The following is a 15,970-nucleotide window of genomic DNA, read 5'->3' as shown; positions in this document are numbered from 1 at the left end:
CACAGGTGTCAATCAAAGATAATCCGCTTGCCTGATAATACCGAATGATTTCAAGTTTTTCATCTGCGGTATACCTTTTAACCACCATGTTTTCCAATCCTTTTTCTCCGTGATGTTCATGGAGTTTACACCAAAATTGTAACTGTGATTTTGCCAATCCATGCACTTTGGAAAGTCCATGCACACAATTTTCTTCTCTGATTACCTGGTTGACTAAATCGAGTTTAGATTGATACTCGTATTTCTGTTTTCTACTCATAAAAAATGCCCCAAAAAGTGTCTAACTTTTTGGGGCATGTCCATAACCGGCTTTTTTTATGTTTTGATTAGCCCATGAATGGGTAACGGTAATCCTTTGGTGGATCGAATGATTCTTTGATGGTACGTGGAGAAACCCAACGTAACAAGTTAATCATTGAACCTGCTTTATCATTTGTACCTGAACCTCTGGCACCGCCAAATGGTTGCTGACCAACTACAGCACCAGTACATTTATCATTGATATAGAAATTACCAGCTGCATTACGTAAAGCATAAGATGCTTTATCAATAGCATAACGGTCCTGAGCAATTACAGCACCAGTTAAAGCATATCCGGAAGTCGTATCAATAATTTCCAATACCTGGTCAAAATCTGCGTCATCATATACATATACACTCAAAACAGGACCGAATAACTCTTCGCTCATGGTTGTATATTTAGGATCGTCAACGACTAAAACTGTTGGCTCAATAAAGTAACCTTTAGATTTATCGTAGTTTCCGCCAGCAATGATTTCTACACCTTTGTCAGCTTTTGCCTGGTCAATATATTTCGCCAGTTTAGTGAAAGAACGATCGTCAATCACTGCATTTACGAAATTGCTGAAATCTTCAGTTCCACCCATTTTGAAGGTAGCAAGATCACGCAGCATCAATTCTTTGATTTTTGGCCATAAACTTTTCGCGATGTAAGTTCTTGAAGCAGCAGAACATTTCTGTCCCTGGTATTCAAAAGCACCACGTAAAATAGCTGTACTTGATACCTCAGCATCAGCAGAAGCGTGAACCAGGATAAAATCTTTACCACCAGTTTCACCTACAATACGAGGATATGTTTTGTATTTATGAATGTTTGTACCAATAGTTTTCCAGATGTTCTGGAATACCGCAGTAGAACCTGTAAAGTGAATACCTGCAAAATCAGGACTGTTGAAGATAACTTCTCCAGCTTCAGGGCCATCTACATAAACCAAGTTGATTACCCCATCAGGTAAACCTGCTTCTCTGAAAATCTCCATCAATAAATTCGCTGCATAAACCTGCGTATCGGCAGGCTTCCAAACGACAACATTACCCATTAATGCTGCTGATGTTGGCAGGTTTGCCGCGATAGCAGTAAAGTTGAAAGGAGTTAAAGCGAAAACAAACCCTTCTAAAGGACGTTGTTCCACTCTGTTCCAAACACCTTTTGGAGAAACCGGAGGTTGTTGTTTATAAATGTCAGCCATATAACTTACGTTGAAACGTAAGAAATCTATCAGCTCGCAAGCTGCATCAATTTCTGCCTGGTAAGCATTTTTTGATTGGCCAAGCATTGTTGCTGCATTTAATTTATAGCGATACGGACCTGAGATTAACTCAGCGATCTTTAAAAATATAGCTGCACGTTGTTCCCATGGCAGGTTTTCCCACTGAGGCTTTGCCGCTAATGCTGCATCAATTGCCTGTTGTACATGAGTTTTGTCGCCTATGCTATATTGTGCTAAAACGTGTTGGTGATCGTGCGGTGGAGTAACTGTTCCTTTTTTATCAGTGTGGACTGCTTTGCCCCCGATATACATTGGGATGTCACCTTTTTTTGAACGTGCTTCAGCTAAAGCAGCTTTCAATAATTCACGTTCTTTACTTCCTGGTGCGTAACCTAAAATAGGTTCGTTCTCAGGTGTTGGTACGTTAAAAAATCCTTTGAGCATGATATAATATTGTTGTTTGCACAAAGATAGTTTTTTATTTTATTGCCTGTCAATCCATTCTACTATATGATATTCTGCTAACAGAGCACAGTACGCAGGAAAATAATTCTTATTTTTGAAAAGCGGTTTCAATTTAGCAGACTCATTCTGGCCGCTTCTGAATCTTTAACATGATAAAATACGTCCGGTTATTACTACTTCCTTTTTCTGTTCTATACAGTATCGTAGTTATTTTTAGAAATAAACTTTATGACTGGGGACTTTTTAAATCTACCAGGTTTGATATTCCTGTCATTTGTGTAGGCAACCTGGTAGTGGGCGGCTCGGGGAAAAGCCCGGTCACCGAATACCTGGTACACTTGCTTGCCGATTACAAGATTGCAATTTTAAGCAGAGGATACGGGCGGGAAACCAAAGGGTTTTTGTATGCAGATCAGACCGCTACAGCAAAATCAATAGGGGATGAGCCTTTGCAGTTTTATCATAAATTTCCGCAAGTGACTGTCGCTGTTTGTGAAGACCGGGTAAAAGGCATCACACAGTTGAAAGACACACACGAGGTGATCATCCTTGATGATGCCTTTCAGCACAGGAGGTTAAATCCCGGGTTCAGTATTCTGCTCTTCGAATTTCAGAAGTTACTGACCACGCAATTCTTATTGCCAGCAGGGAATATGAGAGAGCCTTTCCGGGGATATAAACGGGCGGATATTTTATTGGTTACCAAATCACCTTTAAAGCTCACTGATCAGCAGAAAAAGCAATGTGAAGAAAACTTTGATCAGGCATCTGCGGCTCAGCTTTTCTTCTCTTCCATAAATTATAAAAGTCTGACAGGTCTGTTTACGGGCACCTTGTTAGCTGTGGAATCTCTGAAGGATAAAAAGATCTTTTTACTAACTGGTATTGCCAATCCAAAGCCATTATTTGATTACCTATCAGGATTTTCTTCTGCCATTGAACATCATGATTACCCGGATCATCACGCATTCAGTTTGGGGAATTTGCGTAAATTGGCGGAGGCATTTCATCAGGATTCAGCCAAAGAAAAAGTTATTATCACAACAGAAAAGGATGCGCAACGTTTATTTGATGTTACAATCAAAGAATTACTGTTAAATTTGCCTGTATTTTATTTGCCTATTCATATAAATATTGAGGCAGCCCACAAAAAAACATTTGACCAAAAGATCCTAAAATATGTTTCAGACCCTACACGAAACCGTTGAGTACATCAAGCTAAAATGCAACAATTTCCAACCGGAAATCGGAATAATACTAGGTACCGGGTTAGGTGGTCTGGTGAATGAGATCGATGTAGAATTCAGTCTGATGTATTCTAATATTCCTAATTTCCCTATTTCGACTTTAGAATTCCACTCCGGAAAACTGATTTTCGGAAAACTGAATGGTAAAAAGGTAGTGGCCATGCAAGGCAGATTACATTATTACGAAGGATATTCCATGCAGCAGATTACTTTTCCAATCAGAGTGATGAAAGCTCTTGGCATTCAGCACCTGTTTATCTCCAATGCGGCTGGTTCACTCAATGCTGATTTTAAGAAGGGCGATCTGATGATTATCAATGATCATATCAACTTACAACCGGAAAGCCCGTTACGCGGAAGAAATGATAATGATATGGGCCCAAGGTTTCCAGACATGAGTCAGCCTTATCAAAAAGACTTTATCAAACGTGCAATGGAAATTGCAGCAGCAGAAAATATTACCTGTCACCAGGGCGTTTATGTTTCTGTAACAGGGCCAAACCTGGAAACAAAAGCTGAGTATAAGTATTTGCGTATTATAGGTGGCGATGCTGTCGGAATGAGTACTGTTCCTGAAGTTATTGTGGCCAACCATATGAGCATTCCCGTTTTTGCAATTTCGGTCCTGACTGACGAAGGTTTTGGTGATGTTTTAGTACCCGTAAGTTTGGAAGAAATACTGGAAACAGCACGTGAAGCTGAACCTAAAATGACTAAAATATTAAGCCAGCTAATTCTTTCTTTATAATGTATAAAACCATTGTTTTATTTCTTTTAAGCTGTGTCTTGTTCGGGGCAAAGCAATCTTTTGCTCAAGACCTTAAGACTTCAGTGAATCAAAATAAAGAATTAGATTCCTTAAGAAATAAGCTCGAAAACAGTAAAGACTCTGTTGTTTTTACCTCGAGATTTATCCGTTACACTACACTTAAGCTAACTAAAGACAGTATTCAGACACTGGCGCTGGATACAAGTTTAAGAGGAATGCAGAATTTCAGTCCGATTGCCCAGCCCAGAAGGCCGACAATTAATACTGGAAATATTGGTCTTGCTGCTAAAGACCTTTTATTTGAACCCAGCAAAACGATTGGCTTTGATCCGGGGTTTCACTCGCTGGACTGGTATGCACTGGGAAATGATGACATCAGGTATTACCAGGCACGTACCCCATTTAGTAATATTTATTTTGCCGGACAGTACAGCGGTGAGGCAGAGCAGATCTTCAAAGTGACACACTCTCAGAACATTAAAAAGAATTTTAATGTAGGTGCGAGTTATAACCGGATAGGGGCTAACGGACTGTATCAAAGGCAAAGAGGGGATGTGCTGAACGGTACATTTTTTAGTTGGTATACCTCACCCAATAAGCGATATGCACTTTACGCCAATGCGATCTTCAATACGCTGAAGGCTTATGAAAACGGATCAATTACCAATGATAATATCTTTGGAAATAATAACCTTGCTATAGACCGGATGTCTCAATCGGTAAGGCTGCCCGACTCCAGGCAAATCTACAGGAAGAATACTTTCTTTCTGAGACAAACCTATTTCGTTGGCCGTATTGACACTTTAGATCAGGAAATCTCTAAAAAAGTGCTTCCTACGAATAAGATTACTTACACGATCAAATATGATAAGGATTCTTATGCTTTTCAGAAGAAGACTGCAGATGACCATACAGTTTTGCCTTCAGGGATGCGCGATCTTTCCTATACCAATGATAGTACGACTGTACAACATATACAAAATGAGTTTATCTACAGTTTCTTTTTGCGTGGAAAATCAAGTTCTGTTATCAAGAATGAATTAAAAATAGATGCTGGTATCCGTCATGATTTTTACAACTATTCACAAATAGTAGGTGTGCTGCCGCAGACCAATACTTATAATTTTACAGATGCTAACGGAATAATCACTTCGCAGACCGTGACAGTAGACAATAAGTATTTCTCTAACTATGCTAAATCATTTCAAAATGTGACCCTGTTAGGTTCTGCGGGTTATAGATTCAGCAACCGGATAGATCTGAACTTTGATGTACAGCAAATCTTTCAGGGCAGGCAGGCCGGAGATTTTATGTATGAAGCTAAAAGTAATGTGCTGGTCAGCAATAACCTGGGCAGGATAGTTTTGGGAGGATATATTCAGAATAAATCACCCGAAGAAATTTACGAAACCCATTATGGAAACCACTTCGGCTGGACCAATGCCACTGTAGATCCAAAACTCGCTGAACTTAAGGCTGCTAATCCTTTAGCCTCACCTAACATTGTGATACTGCCTGGTCCATTTAACAGAACGAAAACAGTGAATTTGTCTTTTAAATATATCAATGACAAGTTAGGACTGGATGCTGGTGCAGAATATTATATGATTAATAACTATCTGTATTTTGTACAGAATAATACAACGGTTGACTCTCTGACTATTCTGCCGGCACAAGAAACAGGGAGCATCAGTTTATTAAAAGTCACTGTAGGAAAGAAATTCAAGTTCGGCAGATTCCACCTGGACAGTTATCTTGTTTATCAGAAAACAAGTAAGCCTGATATTATGCCAACACCTGATTTTTATACTTTTAATAGTTTATACATGAAGGCAAAGGTCTTTAAAGTTCTGAATACAGAATTTGGAGTTGATGTGAGGTACAATACAAAATATGTAAACTACTCTTATTCACCATCGGTGAGCCAGTTTTATATTCGCCAATCTGCTCCCGGTGCAGCTATTCCTTATAAGCCTGTTAAATTTGATAGTTACCCAATTGTTGATCTTTGGGTGAGAGCGAGTTTAAGAAAAGCTAATATCTTTCTTAAATATGGGTATCTTAACCAGGGACTGCAATCTAAAGGATATTATACCGTGAACAGGTATCCCATGCAAGACCGGGCACTTCAAGTTGGGTTAAGCTGGAACTTCTACGATTAAGGATCAGGTTTTCTGATGCTTTTTCTTCGCTGCAGGAAACAATACATTATTTAATATCAAACGATACCCCGGTGAATTGGGATGTAAATTTAAGTCTGTGGGTGGGTCACCCACAGCATGCTGATAATCCTCAGGATCGTGGCCGCCGTAAAAAGTAAACTGCCCTTTTCCAATATCACCATGCAGGTAACGAACTTCTGAAGCTCCCTTATTTTCTCCCAATACAGTAATATTTGATTTAATCAGGCTTTTCCTGAAGGCTGTAGTCTGGCCCATGAAGCCCTTGATTACGCGGTCATGATCCTGGGTTAACATCGTTGGCACGAGATCTGACTTCGCTGAAAATTCAAATAAAGTAAAATAATCATTTTGCTGGTTCAGACTCCTGGTCTGTGTGACATCAATATCAGAGAATTCATAATTTGCCGGGTTTGGGTCCAGTCTGAAATCTTTAAAGGCGAGTGTTTTATTGTAATCGAGCTTTGACTGTGCATTTGGATCTTCTGCATCACCATCAAACATGCTGGCACAAATATCTACTCCTTCTGCCGACAGGGCGATGTCAAAACTATCCGTAGCAGAGCACATGGCAAAAAGGAAACCTCCGCCTGCACAGAATTCAGTCATTTTCTTTGCGACTGCCAGTTTCATTAATGATACTTTGCTGAACCCATTTCTTTTAGCCGTTGCTTCCTGGGTTTTAACATCTTCTTTGTACCAGGCGGCATTCTGAAAAGCACTCCAAAAACGGCCATACTGCCCGGTAAAATCTTCGTGGTGTAAATGCAGCCAGTCATAACCGGTTAACTTATCTTTTAATACTTCGTCATCATAAACAATATCATACGGGATTTCTGCATAGGTGAGTACCATGGTTACGGCATCATCCCAGGGTAATTTGCTTTTGGGAGAATAAACAGCAATTTTCGGGGCCTTTTCCAGCTTGACCATTTCCATATTTACAGCAGGATCACTGATTTCGTTGAGTATGGCTGTCACTTTACCATCAGCGATAACCTGGTAAGAAACTCCCCTGGTTTTGCATTCGTCTTCTATAATTTTGCTATATTTAATTAGAAAACTGCCGCCCCTGTAATTCAGCAGCCAGCTTACGTCTGCCTGCTGTTTAATACTCCAGTAGGCAATGCCATAGGCTTTAAGATGATTTTTCTGATCTTCATCCATGTTAATCAGAATCGATGAAGCTCTCATTGCCAACGTTAAAGTCAGCAATAGCAGCAGAAGGAAACTCTTTTTTAAAATCATATGTTAGCTGTCCAGGTACTAATCTAAACTTTAGATAGCTGATTTAAAATTTTTACGACTATTAAACGTTAAAATGAATCATTATATATACATTTATAGGTTGGATAGGTTTTTGAACCTTTAGTTTATCTAGTCGTTTCAATTTACTAAATTTGACCATTACAAAAAAGAATATGAGCAAAGCAATAATAAAAACAGAAAAAGGCGACATGACTGTCGAGTTTTATGACACAGATGCCCCTAACACAGTTGCGAACTTTAAAAAATTAGCAAATGAAGGGTTTTATGATGGAATCACTTTTCACCGTGTAATTCCTGATTTCGTAGTACAGGCAGGATGCCCGAATTCCAAAGATGCAGCTACAGCTCATTTAGCTGGAACTGGTGGTCCTGGTTACAAAATTGACTGTGAACTTGATGGTGGAAATCAACATCACGAACGTGGTGTGTTATCTATGGCACATGCTGGTAGAAATACTGGTGGTTCACAATTCTTCATTTGTCACAGCAGATCAAACACTGCACATTTAGATAGAAACCACACTTGCTTTGGTAAAGTGGTTGAAAATGTAGACATTGTTGACGATCTCAAACAAGGAGATAAGATTTTAGGTATAGAAGTGATAGAAGATTAAGATATGAATTTAAGAGGAATTGTAGCCGTATCTGGCAGACCAGGTTTATTTAAACTTGTTGGACAAAATAAAGCAGGTTATGTACTGGAAGGCTTAGATGCTCAGAAAGTTAAAATTGTAACTAGTATCTCTTCTACTAAACTGGCTTCATTAGAAGATATTACTATCTATGGTGAAGATGAAGATTTGAAACTAGTTGATGTTTTAGCAAATATTGCTGCATTAAAAGGTGAGGTTGCTGATGCTAAAGCTGATGCTGCTGTTTTAAGAGCATTATTCGTTGAGGTTGCACCTACACACGATCAGGAAAAAGTTTATACTTCAGATATGAAGAAAATCGTTACCTGGTACCACTTATTGAAGGATCTTCCTTTATTCACTGAAGCTGCTCCTGGAGCTGTTGAAGGTGCTGAAGGTGTTAAAGCAGCAGATGATAAGAAAGTTAAGGCTACGCCTAAACCGTCAAATGTTAAAGCTCCGGTTAAAACGTCTCAACCAGCTAAAAAAGCTAGTATGACAAGTAAAAAAGGAGTTTAAGAACTCTATGTTATAAAAAAACCGGATGTTTAACATCCGGTTTTTTTATGTGCAGAATTTCTCTTTACACGCAGAATATCGTTTACAAGTAATATACGATCAGCAGAAATGCAAGTATGGAAATGATAATAGCAATGGTGAATCCCCATCGGTTACCATTACCTCTGCTTCTGAATTTGTATTTTCTTTTAAAATCTCCTGGTTGCATAAAATTCCTTTCTTAGTTTAATAGCTTACGATGATGATGCAAATAATGAAATATTCCATAAAGCCCTTTCAGAATAAATAAGAATTTCTACTCGTGATGGTAAGGCTCGCCCTTTAAGATACTGAACGCTCTGTACAGCTGTTCCACAAAAAACAAGCGCACCATTTGATGTGAAAACGTCATATCTGATAAAGAGATACTCCCATTTGCTCTCTTATAAACACTTTCGTCAAAACCATAAGGGCCGCCAATCACAAATATCATATGCTGAACACTCCCGATCATTTGTTTGTTTAAATAATTTGAAAACTGAACAGAAGTGTATTTCTTCCCTTTTTCATCCATTAAAATAACAGTGTCCAGGTTGCTGATTTGTTTCAGGATCAGTTCCGCTTCTTTTGTCTTCTGCTGTGCTTCTGTTAAATTCTTGGTGTTCTTCACATCCGGAATCACCACCAGGCTGAAACCAATATAATGTTTTAACCGGTTAAGGTATTTTTCAATACCCTCGATCAGATATTTATCCTCTGTTTTTCCGACAACGAGTAAAGTTATTTTCATTCAAAATTAATGTGCTAATGTAGTAATCCCTATATTAGAAGCGGTTGAATCAGGAAACCGTGGGGTGCCATTAAAATATAGGCGCTTCTAATCAAAACAGGACTCAAAGATATGGTAAAATCTAAAGATAGTATTTTAAAGGACTATCAAAATAACGTTGCAACTCAGGAAGAACAAATTAAAGGCATTAATAAAGCACTCAATACTATATCGTTATCCAGATTAGGCCTGTTTATTATTGAAATACTTTTAGTGAGTATTACGATCTATTTTGGTTATCACTGGCTGATTGGTGTCCTGATGTGCATTCCTGTGTTGTGTTTTATGGTCATTGTAAAGCGTCAGACTGCCAAAGAACAGGAGCTGAATTACGCAGAGAAAATGCTTTTTGTCTTCCAGAATGAAGTCAATCTTATCCTGACAGGTAAAAATAAATACAAAGAAGGCAAGCACTTTGAAGATGAGTATCACCCTTATTCTTCAGACCTTGATATTTACGGACATTCTTCCCTATACGCATTTATCAATCGTTCGAACACCGTAAACGGGATGAAACTGCTGGCAGATAGTTTGACTAAACCTGCTACGCCGGAACTTATTCTGGAACGTCAGCAGGCCATCATTGAATTGACCAGGCATATTGATCAGACCTTCCATTTCAGAGCAGGACTTCAAAATCATAAGCCAGAGCAGCTGGAAATTATCAGTTATAAACTGGAACACCAGATGCCGGATCAGTTGAAATTCACCCATAGTCCTTTGCTGAGACTATATACAATGATAGTACCTTTTATATCTGCCGGATTAATTATTCTGGGTTCTTTTTATGGTAGTTTATACTGGGAAGCGCTGGGACTTTTCTCCTTTATCAACGTTGTTTTATGTTTTTACTTCAGTAAAAAGATCAACCTGGTTCATTCTGGATTTAGTGGTGGGGCAAGTTTGCTCAATGCAATCTCAGGCACTGTAAAATGGACGGAAGAACTCAAATGGGAGAGTAAATACATTAAAGGGTTTTTTAGCGAACATACTGCAGTTGTACCACTGAGTGTACAAATCAAAAAACTATCAGGTATTATCAATTCATTTGATGTGCGGTTAAATATGGTGGTTGGAACTATCTTTAATGTCCTCCTTTTGTGGGATTTCAGATGTGCCATCCAGCTGGACAAATGGTTTGCGAACTCTTCCGATCAATTGATTAAAGGATTGTATACGATCAGCCAGTTTGAAGAATTGATTTCCTTCGCTACTTTCAATTATAATGAGCCAGAACTTACTTTCCCGGTTATTTCTGATACTTTTCATTGTGAAGCCAAAGAACTGGGCCATCCGCTGATTGCAGAAAGCAAAAGGATAGTCAATACTTATAGTTTTGATAGTAAGCCAACCGTTGATATTGTAACAGGGTCAAATATGGCAGGCAAGAGCACATTTCTGCGTACAGTTGGTATTAATATGGTGTTGGCCTTTTCGGGTGCTCCTGTATGCGCTAAGTACATGAAGGTGTCTATCTTTGAAATCTTAACCTATATGCGGATTAAAGATTCTTTGAATGACCAGACTTCAACCTTTAAAGCTGAATTGAACAGGTTGAAAATGATTCTGGAGGGCGTGACTTCCTTGTCACATCCACTGGTACTGATTGATGAAATGCTGAGAGGAACAAACAGTAAGGACAAATACCTCGGATCTAAAGTTTTTATTCAGCAGATGATCCTTAAAAAAACACCAACGCTATTTGCTACACATGACCTTCAGTTATCAGAAATGATTGAAAAGTATTCGGGTTTGCTGAGAAATTATCATTTTGATATTCAGCTGTCAGCCGGGGAAATGAACTTTGATTATAAATTAAAAGAAGGCGCTTGTAAAACATTTAACGCTGCTTTACTCTTAAAAGAAATAGGATTGAGTTTCAATCCAGACGAGGTAGAGGCTTAAAAATCAGCCCGGTAAAATTAATCAGCTGATAACTTTACTGTAAATATAACATGAAGTTAACATCAAATTCTCATATTGCCTGTTATAGAATTCAGATATGATTAAAGCATCCGATTTTGGTGATGATTTTTCGTGGGGCGTGGCTACTGCCGCTTTACAAATTGAAGGCGCTGCAGATATGTATGGCAAAGGCCCTTCTATATGGGATACCTTTTCTAAAAGATCCGGTAAAATCAAAAAAGGGCATAGTCCGGCAGTGGCCTGTGATTTCTATCACCGCTACAATGAAGATATTGCGCTGGTTAAATTGCTTGGATTCTCTGTATTCCGGTTTTCTATCTCCTGGCCAAGGATTCTTCCATTGGGTAAAGGAATAATTAACGAAGAGGGAATCAGGTTCTACCATAACGTAATAGATGAATGTCTGGAACAGGGAATCACACCATACATTACACTTTACCACTGGGATCTGCCCGAAGCTTTAGAAGAGGAGGGTGGATGGACCGCATTTAGCATCAATACGGCCTTTAATGCTTTTGTTACCTTATGTGCACGCACTTACGGTGATAAAGTAAAGAACTGGATTGTGCTGAACGAACCTTTCGGATTTACTTCGCTCGGCTATATGCTTGGCGTACATGCACCAGGAAAAACAGGGCTCACTAACTTTTTCTCTGCCGTACACCATACCGCTATTGCACAGGCAGACGGCGGACGTATCCTGCGCGCAGAAGTAGCTGGTGCAAATATCGGAACTACTTATTCCTGCGCAGAGATTATCCCTTATACACAGAATGATGCCGATATTCTGGCAGCCTCCAGGGTAGACTGCCTGATGAACCGGTTATTTATAGAACCTGCCTTAGGGATGGGCTATCCGGGACAGGATTGGGAGGTGATGGAGAAATTTGCGATCTCACACTCCACCTGGCGGCATACTGAACGCCTGACATTTGACTTCGATTTTATTGGATTACAGAACTATTTTCCGCTAACCATTAAATACAATGCGTTTATACCGGTTGTCCAGGCTTGGGAGGTGAAAGCCAAAAACAGGAAGAAGCCGCATACCGCTATGGGCTGGGAAATTAACGGGGATAGTTTTTACAATATTATTAAACAGTTTGCATCCTATCCTTCAGTCAAAAACCTGGTGATTACAGAAAATGGGGCCGCCTTTAATGATAAGCTTACAGGAGGTGCAATAGAGGATATTGATAGGATAGAATACTTCAGGTTATATCTGCTGGCTGTGCTGAGAGCTAAAAAGGAAGGAATTAACATTACCGGTTATATGGCCTGGACGCTGCTTGACAACTTTGAATGGGCAGAAGGCTTTAATGCCAGGTTTGGTTTAGTACATAATGATTTTAAGACGCAGCAAAGGACAATCAAATCCTCAGGATACTGGTGGCAGGAATTCCTGAAAAAATAAAAGCATAAAAAAACTCCCGCCAGATGACGGGAGTTTTTTAGGAAGCTATATTGATTATTGAGCTACTTGCTTACGAATAATATTCAATGCACCACCGGCTTTAAACCAGTCGATCTGCTGTGCATTATAACTATGGTTAACTTTGAATTCTGCTTTCGTGCCATCTGCATGGTTTAACACAATCGTTAAAGGTACATCAGGAGTGAAAGTTGTTAAGCCTGTGATGTCAATTACATCATCCTCACGGATTTTATCATAATCTTCCTTGTTTGCGAATGTTAAACCTAACATTCCCTGTTTTTTCAAGTTAGTTTCATGAATACGTGCAAAAGATTTAACCAATACAGCACGAACACCAAGGTGGCGGGGCTCCATTGCCGCATGCTCACGTGAAGAACCTTCACCGTAGTTTTCATCACCAACTACGATTGTTCCAATACCATCAGCTTTATAAGCACGTTGTGTTGCAGGAACCGGACCGTATTCGCCAGTTACTACGTTTTTAACCGTGTCAGTTTTATCATTGAAATAATTCACTGCACCGATCAGCATGTTATTGGAGATATTGTCCAGGTGACCACGGAATTTTAACCATGGACCAGCCATAGAAATATGGTCAGTTGTACATTTTCCTTTTGCTTTGATCAGTAATCTTAAACCAGTAAGGTCTGTACCTTCCCATGGAGTAAAAGGATCAAGCAATTGTAACCTGTGAGAAGTTGGAGAAACTAAGATCTGAACACCACTTCCATCAGCTGCTGGTTCCTGATAACCTGCGTCATCAACAGCAAAACCTCTTGGAGGCAATTCAAATCCTGTAGGCTCATCCAGTTTTACCTGCTCACCTTTGGCATTGGTTAAAGTATCAGTTAATGGGTTGAAGCTTAAGTCACCAGCAATAGCTAAAGCTGTTACCAGTTCAGGAGAACCAACAAAAGCGAAAGTATTCGGGTTACCATCAGCACGTTTAGCGAAGTTACGGTTGAAAGAGTGAACGATTGTGTTTTTCTCTTGTTTCTCCGAACCTACTCTGTCCCACATTCCAATACAAGGTCCGCAAGCATTCGTAAATACTTTAGCACCTATTTGTTTGAATACATCCATAAATCCATCACGTTGTATCGTGAAACGGATTTGCTCAGATCCAGGGTTGATACAATATTCAGATTTAGCTGTTAAGCCTTTTTCTGCAACTTGTCTTGCTACACTTACCGCTCTTGAAATATCTTCGTAAGAAGAGTTTGTACAAGAACCGATCAGACCTACGTCGATTTTCATCGGCCATCCGTTAGCTAAAGCAACTTCTTTCATTTTTGAAATAGGTGTCGCTAAATCCGGAGTAAACGGACCGTTCAGGTAAGGCTCAAGTGTTGATAAGTCAATTTCAATTACCTGATCAAAATATTTAGCAGGATCAGCATAAACTTCAGCATCACCAGTTAAGTGTTCTTTAACAGCGTTGGCAGCATCTGCAACATCAGCTCTGTTAGTTGCACGTAAATAACGTTCCATGCTCTCATCATAACCGAAAGTTGAAGTTGTTGCACCGATTTCAGCACCCATATTACAAATGGTACCTTTACCAGTACAGCTCATATTCGTTGCACCTTCACCAAAATATTCAACAATAGCACCAGTACCGCCTTTTACAGTCAGGATACCAGCCACTTTTAAGATTACATCTTTAGGTGAAGACCAGCCGCTTAATTTACCGGTTAATTTTACACCAATTAATTTAGGGAATTTAAGTTCCCATGGCAAACCTGCCATAACATCACAAGCATCAGCACCACCAACACCAATTGCAACCATACCTAAACCGCCAGCATTCACAGTGTGTGAATCTGTTCCGATCATCATTCCACCCGGAAATGCGTAGTTTTCCAATACAACCTGGTGAATAATACCTGCACCTGGTTTCCAGAAGCCAATACCGTATTTGTTGGATACCGAAGCAAGGAAATCAAAAACTTCTTTACTTTCTGTATTCGCTGCAGGAAGATCCTGCTCTGCACCTAATTTTGCAGTGATCAAGTGATCACAGTGTACCGTTGAAGGTACAGCAACTTTCGGTCTGCCAGCCTGCATAAATTGCAATAATGCCATTTGGGCAGTTGCATCCTGCATAGCTACACGGTCAGGAGCAAAATCTACATAATCAGTACCCCTTACGTAAGAAGTATTTGTTTTTTCATCCCAAAGGTGAGTATATAAGATTTTTTCTGAGAGTGTTAAAGGTCTGCCTACTAATTTACGGGCCGCCTCAACTCGGGGACCAAAGTTTGCATACACCTTTTTGATCATTTCTATATCAAAAGCCATTGATAATATGTGTTAAAAGGTAATATAATTAAAATTATTTGTAGCGAATTTACAAAAAAAAACAGGCTGAGGCTAACCTATGTAGGTTCATTATATTATTTATACATGTTCTAAATAAAATGATTGCTTCCTGCTGTAACTCAATCCGCTGCGGGCTGTCCATAAATGAACGTTATCGTCCGTTTATGGACAGCGGTTGGCCGGGCTAAGCTTCAAATAGCCGCCTGGAAGTCTTTTTGCCGGTATACTGCTTTTGGCCTGAACTTCGTAACAGCTATAGAAAATTATAGCGTATGGAACTCATAACCCCGAGCGGTTAAAAATTTTAAGGTGGCAGGTAAGGCAAATTTTAGTCTGTCAAATGCTTTGAGGCTGTCATGAAATACGATTATTGACCCATTTCTGGTGTTTTTGATCACATTTTCATAACATTTTTCAGGAGAAAGGTCCACGTCAAAATCTCCGCTCAGCACATCCCACATAATGATATTAAGCTGTGGGTTAATTTTGCGCAGCGCTTTGATCTGAGATTTCTTTATTCTCCCGTAAGGTGGACGAAACAAGTGCGTACCCGTAAGCTGCTGACAAGATTTGAAGTTTTGAATGTAAGTGTTATCCTCAGTTTTCCAGCCTTTTAAGTGGTTAAAAGTATGGTTTCCTATCGCGTGACCCTCGCTTTTAACACGTTCAAAAATTTCAGCATGTTTGTTTATATTGTCACCGATACAAAAGAAAGTCGCCTTGCAATTGAAACTTTTTAAAGTATTTAAAACAAAGTCTGTAACAACAGGTATGGGTCCGTCGTCAAAGGTTAAATAGACGACTTTGTCAGCCCGGCTTTTGTTCCAGACTAAGGATGGATAATACCATTTTAATAAAAGAGGTGATTTAACCAGATACATCGGTCA

At 39.4% G+C, this 15,970-nt stretch carries 14 protein-coding genes; 8 read left to right on the top strand and 6 right to left on the bottom strand.

Annotated features, from left to right (window positions below):
- Both LY11_RS19505 and pruA read right to left on the bottom strand, forming a co-directional pair.
- On the bottom strand, positions 1 to 259 hold a 259-nt coding region (locus LY11_RS19505), incomplete at its 3' end, for a helix-turn-helix domain-containing protein (RefSeq protein WP_146610876.1).
- Between the two features lie 67 nt (positions 260 to 326).
- Positions 327 to 1,955 carry an L-glutamate gamma-semialdehyde dehydrogenase gene (pruA, locus tag LY11_RS19500; protein ID WP_111635310.1) on the bottom strand — a complete coding sequence of 543 codons (1,629 nt, stop codon included), beginning with the start codon at positions 1,953 to 1,955 and terminating at the stop codon, positions 327 to 329.
- A 170-nt stretch (positions 1,956 to 2,125) separates the two neighbouring features.
- Between pruA and lpxK the strand changes: the two genes are divergently transcribed.
- From lpxK to LY11_RS19485, 3 genes are read left to right on the top strand one after another with little or no spacing between them, the layout of a single operon-like run.
- Positions 2,126 to 3,184: a tetraacyldisaccharide 4'-kinase gene (gene lpxK / locus LY11_RS19495; protein ID WP_111635309.1), complete on the top strand. Its 1,059-nt coding sequence runs from the start codon at positions 2,126 to 2,128 to the stop codon at positions 3,182 to 3,184.
- Positions 3,156 to 3,971: a purine-nucleoside phosphorylase gene (locus LY11_RS19490; RefSeq protein ID WP_111635308.1), complete on the top strand. Its 816-nt coding sequence runs from the start codon at positions 3,156 to 3,158 to the stop codon at positions 3,969 to 3,971. The genes lpxK and LY11_RS19490 overlap by 29 nt, the downstream gene beginning before the upstream one ends.
- Positions 3,971 to 6,154 carry a putative porin gene (locus LY11_RS19485; RefSeq protein ID WP_111635307.1) on the top strand — a complete coding sequence of 728 codons (2,184 nt, stop codon included), beginning with the start codon at positions 3,971 to 3,973 and terminating at the stop codon, positions 6,152 to 6,154. The genes LY11_RS19490 and LY11_RS19485 overlap by 1 nt, the downstream gene beginning before the upstream one ends.
- 3 nt (positions 6,155 to 6,157) lie before the next feature.
- On the opposite strand, the gene LY11_RS19480 is transcribed toward LY11_RS19485, so the two are convergent.
- On the bottom strand, positions 6,158 to 7,366 hold the full coding sequence (locus LY11_RS19480; RefSeq protein ID WP_211321606.1) for an asparagine synthetase B: 1,209 nt from the start codon (positions 7,364 to 7,366) through the stop codon (positions 6,158 to 6,160).
- A gap of 227 nt (positions 7,367 to 7,593) precedes the next feature.
- On the opposite strand from LY11_RS19480, the gene LY11_RS19475 reads away from it, so the two are divergent.
- The 3 genes from LY11_RS19475 to LY11_RS26765 are packed head-to-tail and all read left to right on the top strand — an operon-like array spanning position 7,594 to position 8,821.
- Positions 7,594 to 8,055, top strand: coding sequence for a peptidylprolyl isomerase (locus LY11_RS19475; protein ID WP_068403438.1), 462 nt, complete (start codon positions 7,594 to 7,596; stop codon positions 8,053 to 8,055).
- A gap of 3 nt (positions 8,056 to 8,058) precedes the next feature.
- Positions 8,059 to 8,592: a DUF5606 family protein gene (locus LY11_RS19470; protein WP_111635305.1), complete on the top strand. Its 534-nt coding sequence runs from the start codon at positions 8,059 to 8,061 to the stop codon at positions 8,590 to 8,592.
- A gap of 25 nt (positions 8,593 to 8,617) precedes the next feature.
- Positions 8,618 to 8,821 (top strand): hypothetical protein, encoded by a 204-nt coding sequence (locus tag LY11_RS26765; protein WP_170132728.1) that lies wholly within the window; start codon positions 8,618 to 8,620, stop codon positions 8,819 to 8,821.
- Positions 8,822 to 8,887: 66 nt separating this feature from the next.
- Here the strand turns inward: LY11_RS26765 and rlmH are convergent, their stop codons facing one another.
- Entirely contained in the window at positions 8,888 to 9,361 is a 474-nt protein-coding gene (gene rlmH / locus LY11_RS19465) for a 23S rRNA (pseudouridine(1915)-N(3))-methyltransferase RlmH (RefSeq protein ID WP_111635304.1), read from the bottom strand.
- 111 nt (positions 9,362 to 9,472) lie between these two features.
- On the opposite strand from rlmH, the gene LY11_RS19460 reads away from it, so the two are divergent.
- Positions 9,473 to 11,305 (top strand): MutS-related protein, encoded by a 1,833-nt coding sequence (locus tag LY11_RS19460; RefSeq protein ID WP_111635303.1) that lies wholly within the window; start codon positions 9,473 to 9,475, stop codon positions 11,303 to 11,305.
- Positions 11,306 to 11,402: 97 nt separating this feature from the next.
- Positions 11,403 to 12,740, top strand: coding sequence for a GH1 family beta-glucosidase (locus LY11_RS19455; RefSeq protein WP_111635302.1), 1,338 nt, complete (start codon positions 11,403 to 11,405; stop codon positions 12,738 to 12,740).
- A 54-nt stretch (positions 12,741 to 12,794) separates the two neighbouring features.
- Here LY11_RS19455 and LY11_RS19450 read toward each other — a convergent pair whose 3' ends face one another.
- Positions 12,795 to 15,062 (bottom strand): aconitate hydratase, encoded by a 2,268-nt coding sequence (locus LY11_RS19450; protein ID WP_111635301.1) that lies wholly within the window; start codon positions 15,060 to 15,062, stop codon positions 12,795 to 12,797.
- 284 nt (positions 15,063 to 15,346) lie between these two features.
- The gene (locus LY11_RS19445) at positions 15,347 to 15,964 is read right to left on the bottom strand and encodes a polysaccharide deacetylase family protein (protein ID WP_111635300.1); all 618 of its coding nucleotides are present in this window, start codon (positions 15,962 to 15,964) and stop codon (positions 15,347 to 15,349) included.
- Positions 15,965 to 15,970: the final 6 nt, after the last annotated feature.

It is taken from the genome of Pedobacter cryoconitis (assembly GCF_003259615.1).
Taxonomy (GTDB): domain Bacteria; phylum Bacteroidota; class Bacteroidia; order Sphingobacteriales; family Sphingobacteriaceae; genus Pedobacter; species Pedobacter cryoconitis.
Note: the sequence above shows the minus strand (reverse complement) of the source record. Positions and strands in the feature narration are given on the sequence as shown.

What these genes read in the sequence shown, in the direction of transcription:
- pruA (WP_111635310.1), bottom strand. Translation starts at nt 1,955, where the DNA reads ATGCTCAAAGGATTTTTTAACGTACCAACACCTGAGAACGAACCTATT.
- lpxK (WP_111635309.1), top strand. Translation starts at nt 2,126, where the DNA reads ATGATAAAATACGTCCGGTTATTACTACTTCCTTTTTCTGTTCTATAC.
- LY11_RS19490 (WP_111635308.1), top strand. Translation starts at nt 3,156, where the DNA reads ATGTTTCAGACCCTACACGAAACCGTTGAGTACATCAAGCTAAAATGC.
- LY11_RS19485 (WP_111635307.1), top strand. Translation starts at nt 3,971, where the DNA reads ATGTATAAAACCATTGTTTTATTTCTTTTAAGCTGTGTCTTGTTCGGG.
- LY11_RS19480 (WP_211321606.1), bottom strand. Translation starts at nt 7,366, where the DNA reads ATGAGAGCTTCATCGATTCTGATTAACATGGATGAAGATCAGAAAAAT.
- LY11_RS19475 (WP_068403438.1), top strand. Translation starts at nt 7,594, where the DNA reads ATGAGCAAAGCAATAATAAAAACAGAAAAAGGCGACATGACTGTCGAG.
- LY11_RS19470 (WP_111635305.1), top strand. Translation starts at nt 8,059, where the DNA reads ATGAATTTAAGAGGAATTGTAGCCGTATCTGGCAGACCAGGTTTATTT.
- LY11_RS26765 (WP_170132728.1), top strand. Translation starts at nt 8,618, where the DNA reads ATGTTTAACATCCGGTTTTTTTATGTGCAGAATTTCTCTTTACACGCA.
- rlmH (WP_111635304.1), bottom strand. Translation starts at nt 9,361, where the DNA reads ATGAAAATAACTTTACTCGTTGTCGGAAAAACAGAGGATAAATATCTG.
- LY11_RS19460 (WP_111635303.1), top strand. Translation starts at nt 9,473, where the DNA reads ATGGTAAAATCTAAAGATAGTATTTTAAAGGACTATCAAAATAACGTT.
- LY11_RS19455 (WP_111635302.1), top strand. Translation starts at nt 11,403, where the DNA reads ATGATTAAAGCATCCGATTTTGGTGATGATTTTTCGTGGGGCGTGGCT.
- LY11_RS19450 (WP_111635301.1), bottom strand. Translation starts at nt 15,062, where the DNA reads ATGGCTTTTGATATAGAAATGATCAAAAAGGTGTATGCAAACTTTGGT.
- LY11_RS19445 (WP_111635300.1), bottom strand. Translation starts at nt 15,964, where the DNA reads ATGTATCTGGTTAAATCACCTCTTTTATTAAAATGGTATTATCCATCC.